Raw genomic sequence first — 14,910 nt, forward strand, 5'->3', positions numbered from 1 at the left:
CGTTAAATGACTGGTCTGCTGCTTAAGGAAGTTGCCTGAGAAATCAGGTCTTTGAAAATGGTGGAGATAAGCGGGATCGAACCGCTGACCTCTTGCATGCCATGCAAGCGCTCTCCCAGCTGAGCTATACCCCCACATCTGGAATCGTTTTTTCAGTGCCAAATCGTTGGGATGCGATTTGGTGGAGCTAAGCGGGATCGAACCGCTGACCTCTTGCATGCCATGCAAGCGCTCTCCCAGCTGAGCTATAGCCCCGAACCGAAAAAACCGTCGTGTTACTCGACGGACGGCATGATATGAAACCGTCCTCAGGGTGTCAACGGCAAAATCAAAAACTGCGTTTAATCGCTGAAAAAGGCGGCAAATAGCGGAACACGCTGTTTTCAGCCGCTTTTATTCAGCCATTACAGAAGGCGCTAACCAGCGCGGTTACGCACCCGGTTTTATCTGCTTTGACAGGTTAAATTACGGTTAAACAGCCTTTAGGATTTTTCTTGTTTTCCGTTAAAAGCCGTGTAAAACTTAGCCCGCTAACCAAGTGGTCATCGCTGCCCACGCCTTAAAACAACACCATCCCTGTCACAACTATCAATAATATTCGAGATACTATGTCGCTGCATTCACCTAAAGAGATCGCTCAACTGGCGATTCAGGCTGGCGTCACTAAAAGCCGCGCCTCCATTCCGACGTTATTAATTCTTGGCTTTATGGCCGGCGCCTTTATCGCCACCGGCTTTCTGCTTGATCTGCACGTGATCAACTCATTACCGGCTGAGTGGGGCTCATTTGGCGGCCTGCTGGGCGCTGCCGTGTTCCCGGTCGGCCTGATCCTGACCGTACTGGCGGGCGGCGAACTGCTGACCGGCAATATGATGACGATGCCGGTTTCCTGGTTTGCGCGCCGTATTAGCGGTTTCGCCGTACTGCGCAACTGGTTCTGGGTCACTATCGCTAACTTTATCGGCAGCCTTGCTATCGCCTGGTTCTTCGGCCATATGCTGGGCATGACCGAAGGCGACTATCTGAAGAAGACCGTCGCTATCGCCAGCGCGAAAGTGCATGCGGATTTCCTGCACGCCTTTATCTCCGGCATCGGCTGTAACTGGCTGGTTTGCCTGGCAGTATGGCTGGCCTTCGCCAGTAAAGATGTGGTGGGCAAAATCTTTGGTATGTGGTTCCCGGTTATGGCGTTCGTCGCGATCGGTTTTCAGCACGTCGTCGCTAACATGTTTATCGTGCCTGCGGCCATCTTCGCTGGCCAGCTGACCTGGGCAGATTACCTGCCTAACTTCGTTGCCGTGTTCCTGGGTAACGGCGTCGGCGGCGCTGTTTTTGTCGGCCTCGCTTACTTCCTCGCCTTCCGTCCTTCTGCTGAAGCAGTAGGTACCGCGCAGTAATTTCTTTGCCTTTTGTCGCCAGGCAAAAGGCAATTTCCATTCGTGTTACTTTCACGCATTACGTTTTGCTGTAATATGTATAGCTAATGTATTACACAGGGACAGCATCGTGAAAAAGGAATGGTTAACCCCCGAAGAACTCGCGAACGAAACAGGTTACAGTCGTCAAACGGTCAATAAATGGATTAAGCGCGAAAACTGGACCACCACGCCGAAGCCCGGCGTACAGGGCGGTAAAGCGAGATTGATTCATATTGACGAGCGCGTTAAAAACTTTATTCAGTCCATGCGCAACCTGAACGAACCCAACGCCTCCTACACCACGCAGCAGAACTCTTTACCTGCGTTACTATTAAGTTCTGTACAGCAAATGTCGCAGAGTGAACAGGATCAGCTTATGGCGCTCATATTGCGTGAAGGGATTAAAGGCGTGCTTCAGCGGCTGGGGATTAGCGAAGAATAAAAAAACCGGAAGCATCGCGCTTCCGGTTTTTGTCTGTCAGGCCTGCGCTTCGCGTTCAGCGATAAAAGCCAGCGCTTTTTCGATACGCGCTACGCTACGGCGCTGCCCGATGGCTTCAACAGTGACGTCCAGCCCTGGCGACTGGCCTGCGCCGGTGACGGCGACGCGCAGCGGCATGCCGACCTTACCCATCCCGACTTCCAGCTCATCCGCCGTACTTTGAATCGCATGGTGCACGTTTTCCGCTGTCCAGTCGCTGATGGCGGCCAGTTTATCGCGCACCACCTCCAGCGGCTGCCGCGCAACCGGGCGCAGATGTTTTTTCGCCGCGTCAGCATCGAACTCATCAAACTCTTCATAGAAGTAACGGCAGGAAGCCGCCATCTCTTTCAGCGTTTTGCAGCGCTCGCCCAGCAGCGTGACCAGCTTCGCCAGTTCCGGGCCGGTGCGGGTGTCGATATTCTGCTGTTCGATATGCCACTGCAGATGGGTCGCCACATATTCCGGCGGCATGCTGTTAATGTAGTGGTGATTGAGCCACTGCAGCTTTTCGGTGTTGAACGCGCTGGCAGATTTGCTGACGGCGTCCAGCGTAAACAGCTCTTTCATCTCTGGAACAGAGAAGATCTCCTGATCGCCATGGGACCAGCCCAGACGCACCAGGTAGTTAAGCAGCGCTTCCGGCAGGTAGCCGTCGTCGCGGTACTGCATAACCCCTACCGCGCCGTGACGCTTGGAGAGCTTTTTGCCGTCGTCGCCCAAAATCATAGAGACGTGCGCGTAGATCGGCACCTGCGCGCCGATCGCTTTAAGGATGTTGATCTGACGTGGCGTATTGTTGATATGGTCTTCGCCGCGAATCACATGGGTGATGCCCATATCCCAGTCGTCAACAACGACGCAGAAGTTATAGGTCGGCGAACCGTCGGTGCGGCGGATAATCAGGTCGTCCAGCTCCTGGTTGCTGAACTCGATCGGGCCGCGGATCTGGTCGTCAAAAATAACTGAACCTTCCTGCGGGTTGCGGAAGCGCACTACGCAAGGCTCGTCCGCCGCGTGATGTTCATGGCTGTCGCGGCAGTGACCGTCGTAGCGCGGCTTTTCGCCGTTCGCCATTTGCGTTTCGCGCAGCTGCTCCAGGCGCTCTTTCGAGCAGTAGCATTTATAGGCGGTGCCCGCTTCCAGCATGTCGTCGATAACCGCGTTATAGCGATCGAAGCGTTTGGTCTGGTAGTAGGGACCCTCGTCCCAGTCCAGGCTCAGCCAGTTCATGCCATCCATAATGGCTTCGATGGCTTCCGGCGTGGAACGCTCCAGATCGGTGTCTTCGATACGCAGGACAAATTCGCCCTGGTTATGACGTGCGAAAAGCCAGGAGTAGAGCGCGGTGCGTGCGCCGCCAACATGCAGGTAGCCGGTCGGGCTGGGCGCGAAGCGAGTTTTGATTTTCATTCAGCAGTGCCTTAGATGCGCAGGTTCTTTGTCTGGATGACAAAAAACGGGTTAGACGCGAAAAACTGTGCGCACATTCTAGCACCTGGCGTTGAATCCTCAATGACTGCGCGCCTGCGCAAAGGGGGAAAGCGGCGGGTTTCTGCTAATAAAACCAGCACATTGGCTAAAAGCAGCGCGGGATGTCTAATTTTGAAGCGAACGCGCATTTTAGTTTTAAAAAGCGTTGACTCACTTCGAAGGATCCCTATAATGCGACTCCACACAGCGGGGGTGATTAGCTCAGTTGGTAGAGCATCTCCCTTACAAGGAGGGGGTCGGCGGTTCGAGCCCGTCATCACCCACCACTCTAAAGGTGGCCCGCAGTGAACAAGAGATAAGATATGGGTGATTAGCTCAGTTGGTAGAGCATCTCCCTTACAAGGAGGGGGTCGGCGGTTCGAGCCCGTCATCACCCACCATATCTTAGTCAGATGACACTCTTGTTAAGCAGTACCGAAGTGGGTGATTAGCTCAGTTGGTAGAGCATCTCCCTTACAAGGAGGGGGTCGGCGGTTCGAGCCCGTCATCACCCACCACTTCGGGTCGTTAGCTCAGTCGGTAGAGCAGTTGACTTTTAATCAATTGGTCGCAGGTTCGAATCCTGCACGACCCACCAAATTCAGAGAAAAGCGCCCAACGGGCGCTTTTTTCGTTTCTGTGCACCTGAGCTTAGCGTGCAGGATGAGAACCTGCGCAGGTTCGACTAAATCGCCGGAGCGATTCAGGCTGATGCGAAGCATCACCCCCAGGGCGAGGCCCCGGACGGGCCGAGGCAAATCCTGCACGACCCACCAAATTCAGAAAAAAGCGCCTTATGGGCGCTTTTTTCGTTTCTGCGCACACAAGGTCAACGTGCAGGATGAGAAGCTGCGCAGGTTCGACTGAATCGCCGGAGCGATTCAGGCTGATGCGAAGCATCACCCACAGGGCGAGGCCCCGGACGGGCCGAGGCAAATCCTGCACGACCCACCAAATTCAGAGAAAAGCGCCCAACGGGCGCTTTTTTCGTTTCTGCTGCTGTGTAGCAACCTGCACAGCCCCGACAATACCTTTTCCAAACCTTAACGCTTTCTTGCCTCAAGCCTTTTTCTTCTGAACCGATAACGATTTTGTCTATTTGCATGCAAGGAGAAAAAAGATGTCAGCAATATCCGCTTTATCTGGCAGTACAGGCAGTAGCGCCGGTAGCAGCAGCGCCAGCGTCTCGTCGCAGATTTCCGCGCTCAATAAGCAGATCCAGAGCATCACGAAGCAGGTTAAAGAGCTGTCGGATAATCAGGATATGACCGACGAGCAGAAATCTGAAATGGAGCAGATGTACCAGTCGCAAATCGCTATGCTCGAAGCGCAGATCGCTCAGCTTGAACAGAAGCAGACCGAGCAGGCGCAGCAGAACAGCGAACCGGCGAAACAGGCTGCAGGCGTTCAGGCTGCCGACGGCATTAATCGGCCGACCGCTACCAATCAGGTTAACGTCTATATCTAAAACGCCGGATTTATCGCGCGTTGTTGCGTCAGCAGCGTCGCCTGCTGACGCGCTTCCTGCCAGATCGCCTGCGCCGCAGGCGTCAGCGACCGGTTCTTGCGCTTAACCAGCACCAGGCTGCGGTTGATTTCAGGATAGAGTCGGCGTACGGTCAGCGCCCTGCCCGCCGGAAGCGGCAGCGCCAGCGCCGGTAAAATACTGATGCCGATACCCGCATCGACCATGGGAAACAGCGTCGCCGGATGACCAATATCCTGCACAACGTTTACCTTGACCTGCTGCTGTCGCAGCGCCGCGTCGATTAACACCCGACTGCCAGAAGCGTAATCCTGCAACACCATGGTGCGTCCCGCCAGCATGCGCCACTGCGCTTTTTCCACCGAAGCGAGCGGATCGTCGCTGCGGCATAACAGCAAAAAAGGCTCGTCCAGAATCGCCTGGCAGTCGAGATCGCTGTCGTTAAGCGGGCCGATAACAATACCGAAATCGACTTCGGCATTGCGTACGCTCTGCAAAACCATCTCCTGCACTCGGTCATGCAAAATAATCCTGATGTCGGGATAGCTTTGCTGGCTCGCGGCGAGGCATTGCGGCATCAGATGCGCGGAGATGGTCTGGCTGGCGGCGATGCGCACCGTACCGCTGCGCTGTTCGCCGTAGCTGCGAATATCCAGCAGCGTAGAGTTCATCTCTTCCAGCAGGCTTGCCATGCGCGAGGCGAGCTGCTGCCCCGCTTCCGTCAGCATCACTTCGCGGGTCGTTCTGTCGAGCAGCCGCACGCCGATAACGGCTTCCAGCTCTTTAATGCTGTGGCTGACGGCGGACTGGCTTAAACCAATCGCCTGTCCGGCCTGGCTGAATCCGCCATAGTGGGCGACGGCGACAAAGGTGCGCAGCTGGCGTAAAGTATAATTCATCGAAAGTGCTCATAGATTGATGCAATAAATCAATTTTATTTCTAAACCCGCATCCCGCACAATCACACCATGTAAATTTTAACCGGATTTTAACAATGGGATTTCTGCGACTCGATCCGATGATGATCAAACTGATCATCACGGTGCTGCTGGCCACCTTTCTGCCTGCTAAAGGCGTCTTTGTCGATATTTTTGAATACCTGACCACTGCCGCTATCGCCCTGCTCTTTTTCATGCACGGCGCCAAGCTGTCACGCGAAAAGATCATTGCGGGCAGTAGCCACTGGCGGCTGCATTTGTGGATTATGTTCAGCACCTTTGTGCTCTTTCCGATTATCGGCCTGCTGATCGTCTGGTGGCACCCGGTTAAGGTCAGCGCAGAGATCTATACCGGCTTTATCTATCTCTGCATTCTGCCCGCCACCGTACAGTCCGCTATCGCCTTTACCTCAATAGCGGGCGGCAACGTAGCAGCGGCGGTATGCAGCGCCTCGGCGTCGAGCCTGCTGGGCGTCTTTATCTCTCCGCTGCTGGTGAATCTGGTTATGGACGTGCACAGCAGCGCGCCCACCAACGGGCTTGAGCAGGTCGGCAAAATTATGCTGCAGCTGCTGGTGCCCTTTGTGCTGGGTCACCTGTCGCGCCGCTGGATTGCCGGCTGGGTGGAAAGGCATCGCAGCCTGATCGGCAAAACCGATCAGACCTCAATTTTGCTGGTGGTCTACTCCGCCTTTAGCGAAGCGGTGGTTAACGGCATCTGGCATCGCGTTGGCATTGATACCCTGCTGTGGATCCTGGCGGGCTGTCTGCTGCTGCTGGCGCTGGTGCTGACAATTAATCTCTGCGCCTCGCGCCTGTTCGGCTTTAACCGCGCTGATGAAATCGTGGTGCTGTTTTGCGGTTCGAAAAAGAGCCTGGCGAACGGCGTGCCGATGGCAAACATTCTCTTCCCGGCCAGCGCGGTGGGGATTATCGTGCTGCCGCTAATGATTTTCCATCAGGTACAGCTGATGATCTGCTCTTATATCGCGCAGCGCTACAAAGCCAGCCATGAGAAGAAGCAGAAGCAAGAGATGAGGCCGACCGTCGTGGAGTCGCAGAAGTAATAAAAAAGCCCGCCGAAGCGGGCTTTTTTACGCGTTGCGTTTAAGCGGTTTGACCAGACCTTCCAGGCCTTCAATTTTGATAGCGAGCGTCATCTGCATCAGCTCGCCTAAATGGCCGGAGGGAAACTCCGCTTTGCGCGCGAACCACAGCAGGTAAGGCTCCGGCAGATCGATAAGCAGGCAGCCTTTATACTTGCCGAACGGCATCGCCGTATTGGCGATCTCTACCAGGAACGCCTTGTCCATATCAGGCATCCAGCAGCCGAATCATTTCGGCTTCGTCGATAACCTCAATGCCTAGCTCCTGCGCTTTAACCAGCTTGGAGCCAGCCGCTTCGCCCGCGATGACCAGATCGGTTTTCTTCGATACGCTGCCGCTCACCTTCGCGCCAAGCGCGGTCAGACGATCTTTCGCCTCATCGCGCGTTAGCTGCGTCAGCGAGCCGGTCAGCACTACGGTTTTACCGGCGAACGGGCTGTCGATCTCTTCCGCCTTCACCACCTCAATGTTGGGCCAGTGCACCCCCGCCTCTTCCACCAGCTGGCGAATGACTTCGCGGTTGCTCTCTTCTTCCATAAAGTTGCGTACGTGGGTGGCGACAACGGTGCCGACATCCTGAACCGCAATCAGCGCCTCCAGGTCGGCGTCCATCACTTTTTGCAGCTCGCCGAAGTGATTCGCCAGATTGGCGGCGGTCGCTTCGCCCACTTCACGAATGCCGAGCGCGTAGAGGAAACGCGCCAGCGTAGTCGATTTCGCTTTCTCCAGCGCGTTTACCACGTTTTGCGCGGATTTCGGCCCCATGCGATCCAGGCCAAGCAGCTTCTCCGGCGTCAGGCGGAACAGATCCGCAGGCGTTTTGACATATTCGGTCTCCACCAGCTGATCGATAATTTTATCGCCCAGGCCATCGACGTCCATCGCGCGACGCGAGACAAAGTGCTTCAGCGCCTCTTTGCGCTGCGCGCCGCAGATTAGCCCGCCGGTACAGCGCGTCACGGCCTCACCCTCGACGCGCTCAACGTCAGAGCCGCATACCGGGCAGTGCGTGGGGAAAACCACTTCGCGCGCATCGGCCGGACGCTCGGAGAGCACCACGTTTACAACCTGTGGAATGACATCGCCCGCGCGGCGGATCACCACCTTATCGCCAATGCGCAGGCCGAGACGCTCGATTTCATCCGCGTTGTGCAGGGTCGCATTACTCACCATCGCGCCCGCCACCAGAACCGGCTCCAGACGCGCTACCGGCGTCACGGCGCCGGTACGGCCTACCTGAAATTCTACGTCGCGCACGAACGTCATCTGTTCCTGCGCGGGAAACTTGAACGCCACCGCCCAGCGCGGCGCGCGCGCCACAAAACCGAGGCGCTCCTGCAGCGCCTGCGAATCGACTTTAATCACCACGCCGTCAATATCGAATCCCAGACCGGGACGCGTCTCTTCTACATTCCGATAAAACGCCAGCGCCTCTTCCGCGCCCTGTACCAGCCTGATGCGGTCGCTGACCGGCAATCCCCAGGCTTTAAACTGCTGCAGTCGCGCATAGTGGCTGCCCGGGAGTTCGCCCCCTTCCAGCAGGCCGAAGCCGTAGCAGAAAAAGGTCAGCGGGCGCTTCGCGGTGATGCGCGGGTCGAGCTGACGCAGCGATCCAGCGGCGGCGTTACGCGGGTTGGCAAAGACCTTGCCGTCGGTGCGACGCGCTTCGGCATTGAGCTTTTCAAAGCCGCGCTGCGTCATAAAGACTTCACCACGCACTTCCAGCCGCGCAGGAAAATCATCGCCCTTCAGGCGCAGCGGGATCGCGCCGATGGTGCGGACGTTAGCGGTGATGTTCTCTCCTGTGGTGCCGTCGCCGCGGGTCGCGGCGCGCGTCAGCAGGCCATTTTCATAGAGCAGGCTTACCGCCAGGCCATCCAGCTTCAGTTCGCAGCAGTAGGCGATATCATCGCTGCTTTTCAGGCGATCCTGTACGCGCTTGTTGAAGGCGAGGAAACCAGCTTCGTCAAAGGTATTGTCCAGCGACAGCATTGGCACCTCATGGCGCACCTGTTCAAATACCGTCAGCGGCGCCGCACCGACGCGCTGGGTCGGTGAGTCGGGCGTAATAAGATCGGGATGCTGCTCTTCCAGCGCGCGCAGTTCGCGCATCAGGCGGTCATATTCGGCGTCCGGTATCTCGGGCGCATCCATAACATGATAAAGATATTCATGATGGCGCAGCGTGGTGCGCAGTTCGGTGATCTGGTCCTGAACGGATTTCATATTGCCCCATCAGATAAAAAACCCCCGACAGGCGGGGGTTTGGTTAATCAGGATTAATGGCCTGGATTATTCTCTGGATTCAATGACCTCGCGGATGCGGGTCTTGTAGGTTTCCAGCTTCTGCGGCGTCATCATACGACGCTCATCGTCCAGCACCACGCCGCCGACATCATCGGCGATGCGCTGCGCGGACTGCAGCATTAGCTTAAAGTTTTGGTTCGCATCGCCATAGGAAGGCACCATCATAAAGATAGAGATACCCGGCGTGGAAAAGTCAGACATCTCGTCCGGATTAAACGAGCCAGGCTTGACCATATTGGCCAGGCTGAACAGCACCGGGCCGCTGCCCGCAGGGCTGAGATGTCGATGGAAAATATTCATTTCGCCAAACTGGAAGCCCGCCTGCAGAATGCCCTGCAGCAGCGCTTCGCCGTTCAGCGTGCCGCCGGTATGCGCGGCGACGTGCAGCACCAGCACCGTCTCCTTCGGCTTGCCCGGCGCTTTCGGCGCCTCCTGGCGAACCGGCTCCTCGTGCTGAGGCTCCTGATATTCCGGCTGGTGATGAACAGCGTGCTGCGGCTGCGGCTCATATTCCGGCTCGGCCTGGAACTCCGGCTCAGGCTGGACAGCTTCCAGCGGATCTAAATCAAGCAGCGGATCGGCCTGAATAGGCTGCGCTGGCGCAAAGCGCGGCGCAGGTTGCTGCGGCGCTGGCGTCTGAACAGGCTGAGGTTGCGGCTGCTGAGTACGCGGCTGTTGCGGCGTCAGCAACGGATCGTTTTCCGGCTGCGGCTGAGGACGCGCGGCTGGCTGACGCGGCTTCTCCGGCGTCGCGCTGAAAGGAGGCGTATCATCCTGCGGCTCGTCGCGGAAATTATCGATGCGCGGCTCCTGATGCGGCCGTTCATGGCGCACGCGAACGTCGCCGACGCCCTCTTCATCGTCAGTCAGGCTATCTTCATCATCGTCGCGCTGGTCGCGCTGTTTGAGCCGTTTGTGCGGGCGATCGCGGAACACTGACGAGCGCTCTTTACGGCTGGTCCACAGCCCGTGAAGAAGGAGCGCTATAATGGCGATCGCGCCAACAACGATTAATATCAGACGCAAATCCTGCATCATTGTATTCTCTGTTGTTCCAATACCTTGCCACCGCGGCAAACTTTATCTTCTAACTGTATTTGCCCAGCTAAACAAGTGCAAGCTCGTGCAGTATTTTCTGACAAATAAGATAGTCACCCCACGTTTTTTTGCTGTTTTTTCACACAATCGCCTCATGGTCAGGAGAAAAAGCCAGGTTATCATGGTCTCGCCTGATTATTTTCTGGAGAGTTGCCTGTATGGCCCACAAGAACACTGTCTCAAGTTTCAACGGCGTGCACTATTTTAGCGAAGGCTGGAGACTGGTTCGTCTGCCAGGCATCCGACGTTTCGTCATTATCCCGCTGCTGGTCAATATCCTGCTGCTGGGCGGCGCATTCGTCTGGCTGTTTTACCGGCTGGGCAGCTGGATCCCGCAGCTTATGGCGCATATCCCCGACTGGCTGCAGTGGCTGAGTTATCTGCTCTGGCCGCTGTCAGTTATCTCTATCGTGCTGGTATTCAGCTACTTCTTTTCTACTATTGCCAACTGGATCGCCGCGCCGTTTTGCGGACTACTCGCGGAGCAGCTGGAAGGTCGCCTGACAGGCAAAGCGATGCCGGACAGCGGCTGGCTGGCGATGCTGAAAGATGTGCCGCGCATTATGAAGCGCGAACTGCAAAAGCTCGGCTACTATCTGCCGCGCGCGCTCGGCCTGCTGCTGCTCTACTTTATTCCAGGCTTTGGTCAGACGGTGGCGCCGGTGCTGTGGTTCCTGTTCAGCGCATGGATGCTCTCTGTGCAATATTGCGACTATCCGTTTGATAACCATAAGGTGAGTTTCCAGCAGATGCGCAGCGCCCTGCGCAGACATAAAACGGCCAATATGCAGTTCGGGGCGCTGGTCAGCCTGTTTACCATGATCCCGATTCTTAACCTGGCGATAATGCCGGTCGCGGTGTGCGGCGCAACGGCGATGTGGGTCGATCGCTATCGCGGGCAGCTGGCTCGCAGTGAGCTACGCTAGTACTCATCAGAACGCCTTATGCATTTTTTGCAGAGGCTTATTGCGCGGGGACATATAGATATGCGTTTTCTTTCCTTCCGCGCGCAGACAGAAAGGGTATGCTCAGAGGGCTCCCAATAATTCATACAGTTAAGGACAGGCTATGAGTAAGATCTATGAAGATAACTCGTTGACAATTGGTCATACGCCACTGGTTCGACTGAACCGCATCGGTAACGGCCGCATTCTGGCGAAGGTAGAATCCCGTAACCCGAGCTTCAGCGTAAAATGCCGTATCGGTGCCAATATGATTTGGGACGCAGAGAAACGCGGTATTTTGAAACCAGGCGTCGAACTGGTCGAGCCGACCAGCGGCAATACCGGCATCGCGCTGGCCTATGTCGCTGCGGCGCGCGGCTACAAGCTGACGCTGACCATGCCAGAGACCATGTCCGTTGAGCGCCGTAAGCTGCTGAAAGCGCTGGGCGCTAATCTGGTGCTGACCGAAGGGCCAAAAGGGATGAAAGGCGCAATCGCCAAAGCGGAAGAGATTGTCGCCAGCGACCCGGACAAATATGTGCTGCTGCAGCAGTTCAGCAACCCGGCCAACCCGGAAATCCACGAGAAGACCACCGGCCCTGAAATCTGGGAAGATACCGACGGCGCTGTGGACGTGTTTATTGCTGGCGTCGGTACCGGCGGCACGCTGACCGGCGTATCCCGCTATATCAAGAATACCAAAGGCAAAAAAGATCTGATTACCGTGGCGGTTGAGCCTACCGACTCGCCGGTTATTGCTCAGGCCATCGCAGGCGAAGAGATCAAACCCGGGCCGCATAAGATTCAGGGCATCGGTGCCGGCTTTATTCCTGGCAACCTGGATTTGAATTTGGTTGACCGCGTGGTAGCTATCACTAACGAAGAGGCGATCAACACTGCGCGTCAGCTGATGGAAGAAGAAGGCATTCTTGCCGGTATTTCATCCGGCGCAGCCGTTGCGGCAGCGCTGAAGCTGCAGGAAGATGAGGCGTTCGCCAACAAAAACATCGTCGTCATTCTGCCCTCCTCCGGCGAGCGCTATCTGAGTACCGCACTGTTTGCCGATCTTTTCACTGAAAAAGAGCTGCAGCAGTAACGCCAGATTCTGAAAATGCTGAAAAAAGCACCCGAACGGGTGCTTTTTTTGTGGCGGAGATCTCACTTTCGCCACCGCCCACATTGATTTCAGTGACGCTGCTCTGGTATTTAAGCTGCCAATTATTTCGGTGCCTGAAATTAATCCGCCTTTGAAGTGGATCAAGCTGAATCGATTTAAGGATTTGGCGATATGGCGAATCACGGCATAATTAGCAGCTGAAGCGCTCGACAGGGAATTTGACCCTTCAACTGGAATGACGTACTCATTCAAGCGCATTTATTGGTCAGCGTAACGCTATACCCGCGCACCTACACAGGCTAAAGTTACGGCTCCAGGCTAGACTTTAAGTCCATAACACCAAACCTGATAACGTTGGGGAAACAGAATGTTCCAGCAAGAAGTTACTATCACCGCGCCTAATGGTCTTCACACTCGCCCTGCCGCGCAGTTTGTTAAAGAAGCGAAAGCGTTCCAGTCAGAAATCACCGTCACCTCTAACGGCAAATCCGCCAGCGCCAAGAGCCTGTTCAAACTGCAGACGCTGGGTCTGACTCAGGGTACGGTTGTTACACTCTCTGCCGAAGGCGAAGATGAGCAGCAGGCCGTAGAGCATCTGGTTAAACTGATGGCTGAACTGGAGTAATCCACTCAGCTTTTGCTGTATACCGACTCCTTTGCCCCATTGAGTGCAAACATCTTGATCGCGGACAACTTGTCCGCGTTATCACATCCGTAGAGTACAGCTCCCGCGACAATGGCAACGCATTGGGTCAAAGAGCCATCGTGATTAAAAGGTAGGGTTATGATTTCAGGCATTTTAGCATCACCAGGTATCGCTTTCGGCAAAGCTCTGCTGTTGATTGAGGATGAGATCGTCATCAACCGCAAGAAGATTTCTGAAGACCAGGTCGACCAGGAAGTAAAACGCTTCCTCGACGGCCGCGCTCAGGCTGCGCAGCAGCTGGAAGCGATCAGAGTGAAAGCGGGTGAAACGTTTGGTGAAGAGAAAGCAGCCATCTTCGAAGGCCACATCATGTTGCTGGAAGACGAAGAGCTGGAGCAGGAAATCATCGACCTGATCAAAAAAGATCACGCGTCGGCCGACGCTGCCGCCTACTCCGTTATCGACGGTCAGGCAAAAGCGCTCGAAGAGCTCGATGACGAATACCTCAAAGAACGCGCCGCTGACGTTCGCGATATCGGCAAACGTCTGCTGCAAAACATTCTCGGTCTGCATATCGTTGACCTGAGCGCAATCCAGGACGAGTCGATTCTGGTAGCAAAAGATTTAACGCCGTCGGAAACCGCGCAGCTGAACCTGAAAAAGGTGCTGGGCTTTATTACCGATCTCGGCGGCCGTACGTCGCACACGTCGATTATGGCGCGCTCGCTGGAGCTGCCGGCGATTGTCGGTACCGGCAACGTGACCGCGACGGTGAAAAACGGCGACTTCCTGATTCTGGACGGCGTTAACAATAAAGTTTACGTCAATCCGTCAGAGAGCGAGCTGGAAGAGCTGAAGGCCGTTCAGACCCAGTACCTGAGCGAAAAACATGAGCTGGCTAAGCTGAAAGATCTCCCGGCGATTACGCTGGACGGACACCAGGTTGAAGTGTGTGCCAACATCGGCACCGTACGTGACGTCGCTGGCGCAGAGCGCAACGGCGCGGAAGGCGTCGGCCTCTACCGCACCGAGTTCCTGTTTATGGACCGTGACTCACTGCCAACCGAAGAAGAGCAGTTCCAGGCGTATAAAGCAGTTGCGGAAGCCGTTGGTTCGCAGGCGGTTATCGTGCGCACCATGGATATCGGCGGCGACAAAGATCTGCCTTACATGAACCTGCCGAAAGAAGAGAACCCGTTCCTCGGCTGGCGCGCGATTCGTATTGCCATGGATCGTAAAGAGATCCTGCATGCCCAGCTGCGCGCGATTTTACGCGCCTCCTCTTTCGGTAAGCTGCGCATTATGTTCCCGATGATTATCTCTGTTGAAGAAGTACGCATCCTGAAGGGCGAGCTGGAGCTTTTGAAAGCGCAGCTGCGCGAAGAAGGCAAAGCGTTCGACGAGACTATCGAAGTCGGCATTATGGTGGAAACCCCTGCTTCAGCAGTTATTGCGCGCCATCTGGCTAAAGAAGTGGATTTTTTCAGTATTGGGACAAACGACCTGACGCAGTATACTCTGGCAGTCGATCGTGGTAATGATTTGATTTCGCACCTCTATAACCCGATGTCGCCGTCGGTGCTGGGCTTGATCAAGCAGGTGATCGATGCCTCTCATGCCGAAGGTAAGTGGACCGGCATGTGTGGTGAGCTGGCTGGTGATGAACGTGCTACACTACTGTTACTGGGTATGGGGCTGGACGAATTCAGCATGAGTGCCATTTCGATCCCAGGCATTAAGAAAATTATTCGTAATACGAATTTCGAAGATGCGAAAGCTCTGGCGGAGCAGGCTCTGGCTCAACCTACAGCGGAAGACCTGATGAACCTGGTCAACAAGTTCATTAAAGAGAAAACACTCTGCTGATCCACGAGACGCTGGCCCAACAATACTGT

13 protein-coding genes and 6 tRNA genes are annotated in these 14,910 nt (G+C 55.6%); 12 read left to right on the top strand and 7 right to left on the bottom strand.

Going from position 1 to position 14,910, the window contains the following annotated elements:
- Positions 1 to 58: 58 nt before the first annotated feature.
- Positions 59 to 134: transfer RNA gene (locus MHZ89_RS09935), tRNA-Ala, on the bottom strand.
- Between the two features lie 45 nt (positions 135 to 179).
- A tRNA-Ala gene (locus MHZ89_RS09940) sits at positions 180 to 255 on the bottom strand.
- Positions 256 to 608: 353 nt separating this feature from the next.
- Between MHZ89_RS09940 and MHZ89_RS09945 the strand changes: the two genes are divergently transcribed.
- Positions 609 to 1,397, top strand: coding sequence for a formate/nitrite transporter family protein (locus MHZ89_RS09945; protein ID WP_311782864.1), 789 nt, complete (start codon positions 609 to 611; stop codon positions 1,395 to 1,397).
- Positions 1,398 to 1,506: 109 nt separating this feature from the next.
- Positions 1,507 to 1,860 carry a YfeC-like transcriptional regulator gene (locus tag MHZ89_RS09950; protein ID WP_311782865.1) on the top strand — a complete coding sequence of 118 codons (354 nt, stop codon included), beginning with the start codon at positions 1,507 to 1,509 and terminating at the stop codon, positions 1,858 to 1,860.
- Positions 1,861 to 1,896: 36 nt separating this feature from the next.
- On the opposite strand, the gene gltX is transcribed toward MHZ89_RS09950, so the two are convergent.
- Positions 1,897 to 3,312, bottom strand: coding sequence for a glutamate--tRNA ligase (gene gltX / locus MHZ89_RS09955; protein WP_311782866.1), 1,416 nt, complete (start codon positions 3,310 to 3,312; stop codon positions 1,897 to 1,899).
- Between the two features lie 271 nt (positions 3,313 to 3,583).
- Here gltX and MHZ89_RS09960 point away from each other — a divergent pair.
- The 5 genes from MHZ89_RS09960 to MHZ89_RS09980 all read left to right on the top strand — a co-directional run bounded on the left by MHZ89_RS09960 (position 3,584) and on the right by MHZ89_RS09980 (position 4,840).
- Positions 3,584 to 3,659 (top strand) — tRNA-Val (locus MHZ89_RS09960).
- Between the two features lie 38 nt (positions 3,660 to 3,697).
- Positions 3,698 to 3,773, top strand: a tRNA-Val gene (locus MHZ89_RS09965).
- 41 nt (positions 3,774 to 3,814) lie between these two features.
- Positions 3,815 to 3,890, top strand: a tRNA-Val gene (locus tag MHZ89_RS09970).
- Between the two features lie 4 nt (positions 3,891 to 3,894).
- Positions 3,895 to 3,970, top strand: a tRNA-Lys gene (locus MHZ89_RS09975).
- 522 nt (positions 3,971 to 4,492) lie between these two features.
- Positions 4,493 to 4,840, top strand: coding sequence for a FlxA-like family protein (locus MHZ89_RS09980; RefSeq protein WP_311782867.1), 348 nt, complete (start codon positions 4,493 to 4,495; stop codon positions 4,838 to 4,840).
- Here the strand turns inward: MHZ89_RS09980 and MHZ89_RS09985 are convergent.
- The gene (locus MHZ89_RS09985; RefSeq protein WP_311782868.1) at positions 4,837 to 5,757 is read right to left on the bottom strand and encodes a LysR family transcriptional regulator; all 921 of its coding nucleotides are present in this window, start codon (positions 5,755 to 5,757) and stop codon (positions 4,837 to 4,839) included. The genes MHZ89_RS09980 and MHZ89_RS09985 overlap by 4 nt on opposite strands.
- 95 nt (positions 5,758 to 5,852) lie before the next feature.
- On the opposite strand from MHZ89_RS09985, the gene MHZ89_RS09990 reads away from it, so the two are divergent.
- A complete protein-coding gene (locus MHZ89_RS09990; protein ID WP_311782869.1) occupies positions 5,853 to 6,863 on the top strand; it encodes a bile acid:sodium symporter family protein in 1,011 nt (336 codons plus the stop codon).
- 27 nt (positions 6,864 to 6,890) lie between these two features.
- Here MHZ89_RS09990 and MHZ89_RS09995 read toward each other — a convergent pair whose 3' ends face one another.
- From MHZ89_RS09995 to zipA, 3 genes are all read right to left on the bottom strand, one after another.
- The gene (locus tag MHZ89_RS09995; protein ID WP_120458179.1) at positions 6,891 to 7,109 is read right to left on the bottom strand and encodes a DUF3820 family protein; all 219 of its coding nucleotides are present in this window, start codon (positions 7,107 to 7,109) and stop codon (positions 6,891 to 6,893) included.
- 1 nt (position 7,110) lies between these two features.
- Complete coding sequence (gene ligA / locus MHZ89_RS10000; RefSeq protein ID WP_311782870.1) at positions 7,111 to 9,129, bottom strand: NAD-dependent DNA ligase LigA; 2,019 nt, start codon at positions 9,127 to 9,129, stop codon at positions 7,111 to 7,113.
- A 66-nt stretch (positions 9,130 to 9,195) separates the two neighbouring features.
- Positions 9,196 to 10,248: a cell division protein ZipA gene (gene zipA, locus MHZ89_RS10005; protein WP_311782871.1), complete on the bottom strand. Its 1,053-nt coding sequence runs from the start codon at positions 10,246 to 10,248 to the stop codon at positions 9,196 to 9,198.
- 218 nt (positions 10,249 to 10,466) lie between these two features.
- Between zipA and cysZ the strand changes: the two genes are divergently transcribed.
- From cysZ to ptsI, 4 genes are all read left to right on the top strand, one after another.
- Positions 10,467 to 11,234, top strand: coding sequence for a sulfate transporter CysZ (gene cysZ / locus MHZ89_RS10010; protein WP_311782872.1), 768 nt, complete (start codon positions 10,467 to 10,469; stop codon positions 11,232 to 11,234).
- A 142-nt stretch (positions 11,235 to 11,376) separates the two neighbouring features.
- Positions 11,377 to 12,348, top strand: a complete 972-nt coding sequence (gene cysK, locus MHZ89_RS10015) for a cysteine synthase A (protein WP_311782873.1) — start codon at positions 11,377 to 11,379, stop codon at positions 12,346 to 12,348.
- 388 nt (positions 12,349 to 12,736) lie between these two features.
- Positions 12,737 to 12,994 (top strand): phosphocarrier protein Hpr, encoded by a 258-nt coding sequence (gene ptsH, locus MHZ89_RS10020; RefSeq protein WP_007889063.1) that lies wholly within the window; start codon positions 12,737 to 12,739, stop codon positions 12,992 to 12,994.
- A 159-nt stretch (positions 12,995 to 13,153) separates the two neighbouring features.
- Complete coding sequence (gene ptsI, locus MHZ89_RS10025; protein WP_311782874.1) at positions 13,154 to 14,881, top strand: phosphoenolpyruvate-protein phosphotransferase PtsI; 1,728 nt, start codon at positions 13,154 to 13,156, stop codon at positions 14,879 to 14,881.
- The last annotated feature ends 29 nt before the right edge of the window (positions 14,882 to 14,910 follow it).

Origin of the sequence: Pantoea sp. ACRSB (genome assembly GCF_022346905.1) — a bacterium.
Classification (GTDB): Bacteria; Pseudomonadota; Gammaproteobacteria; order Enterobacterales; family Enterobacteriaceae; genus Pantoea; species Pantoea piersonii.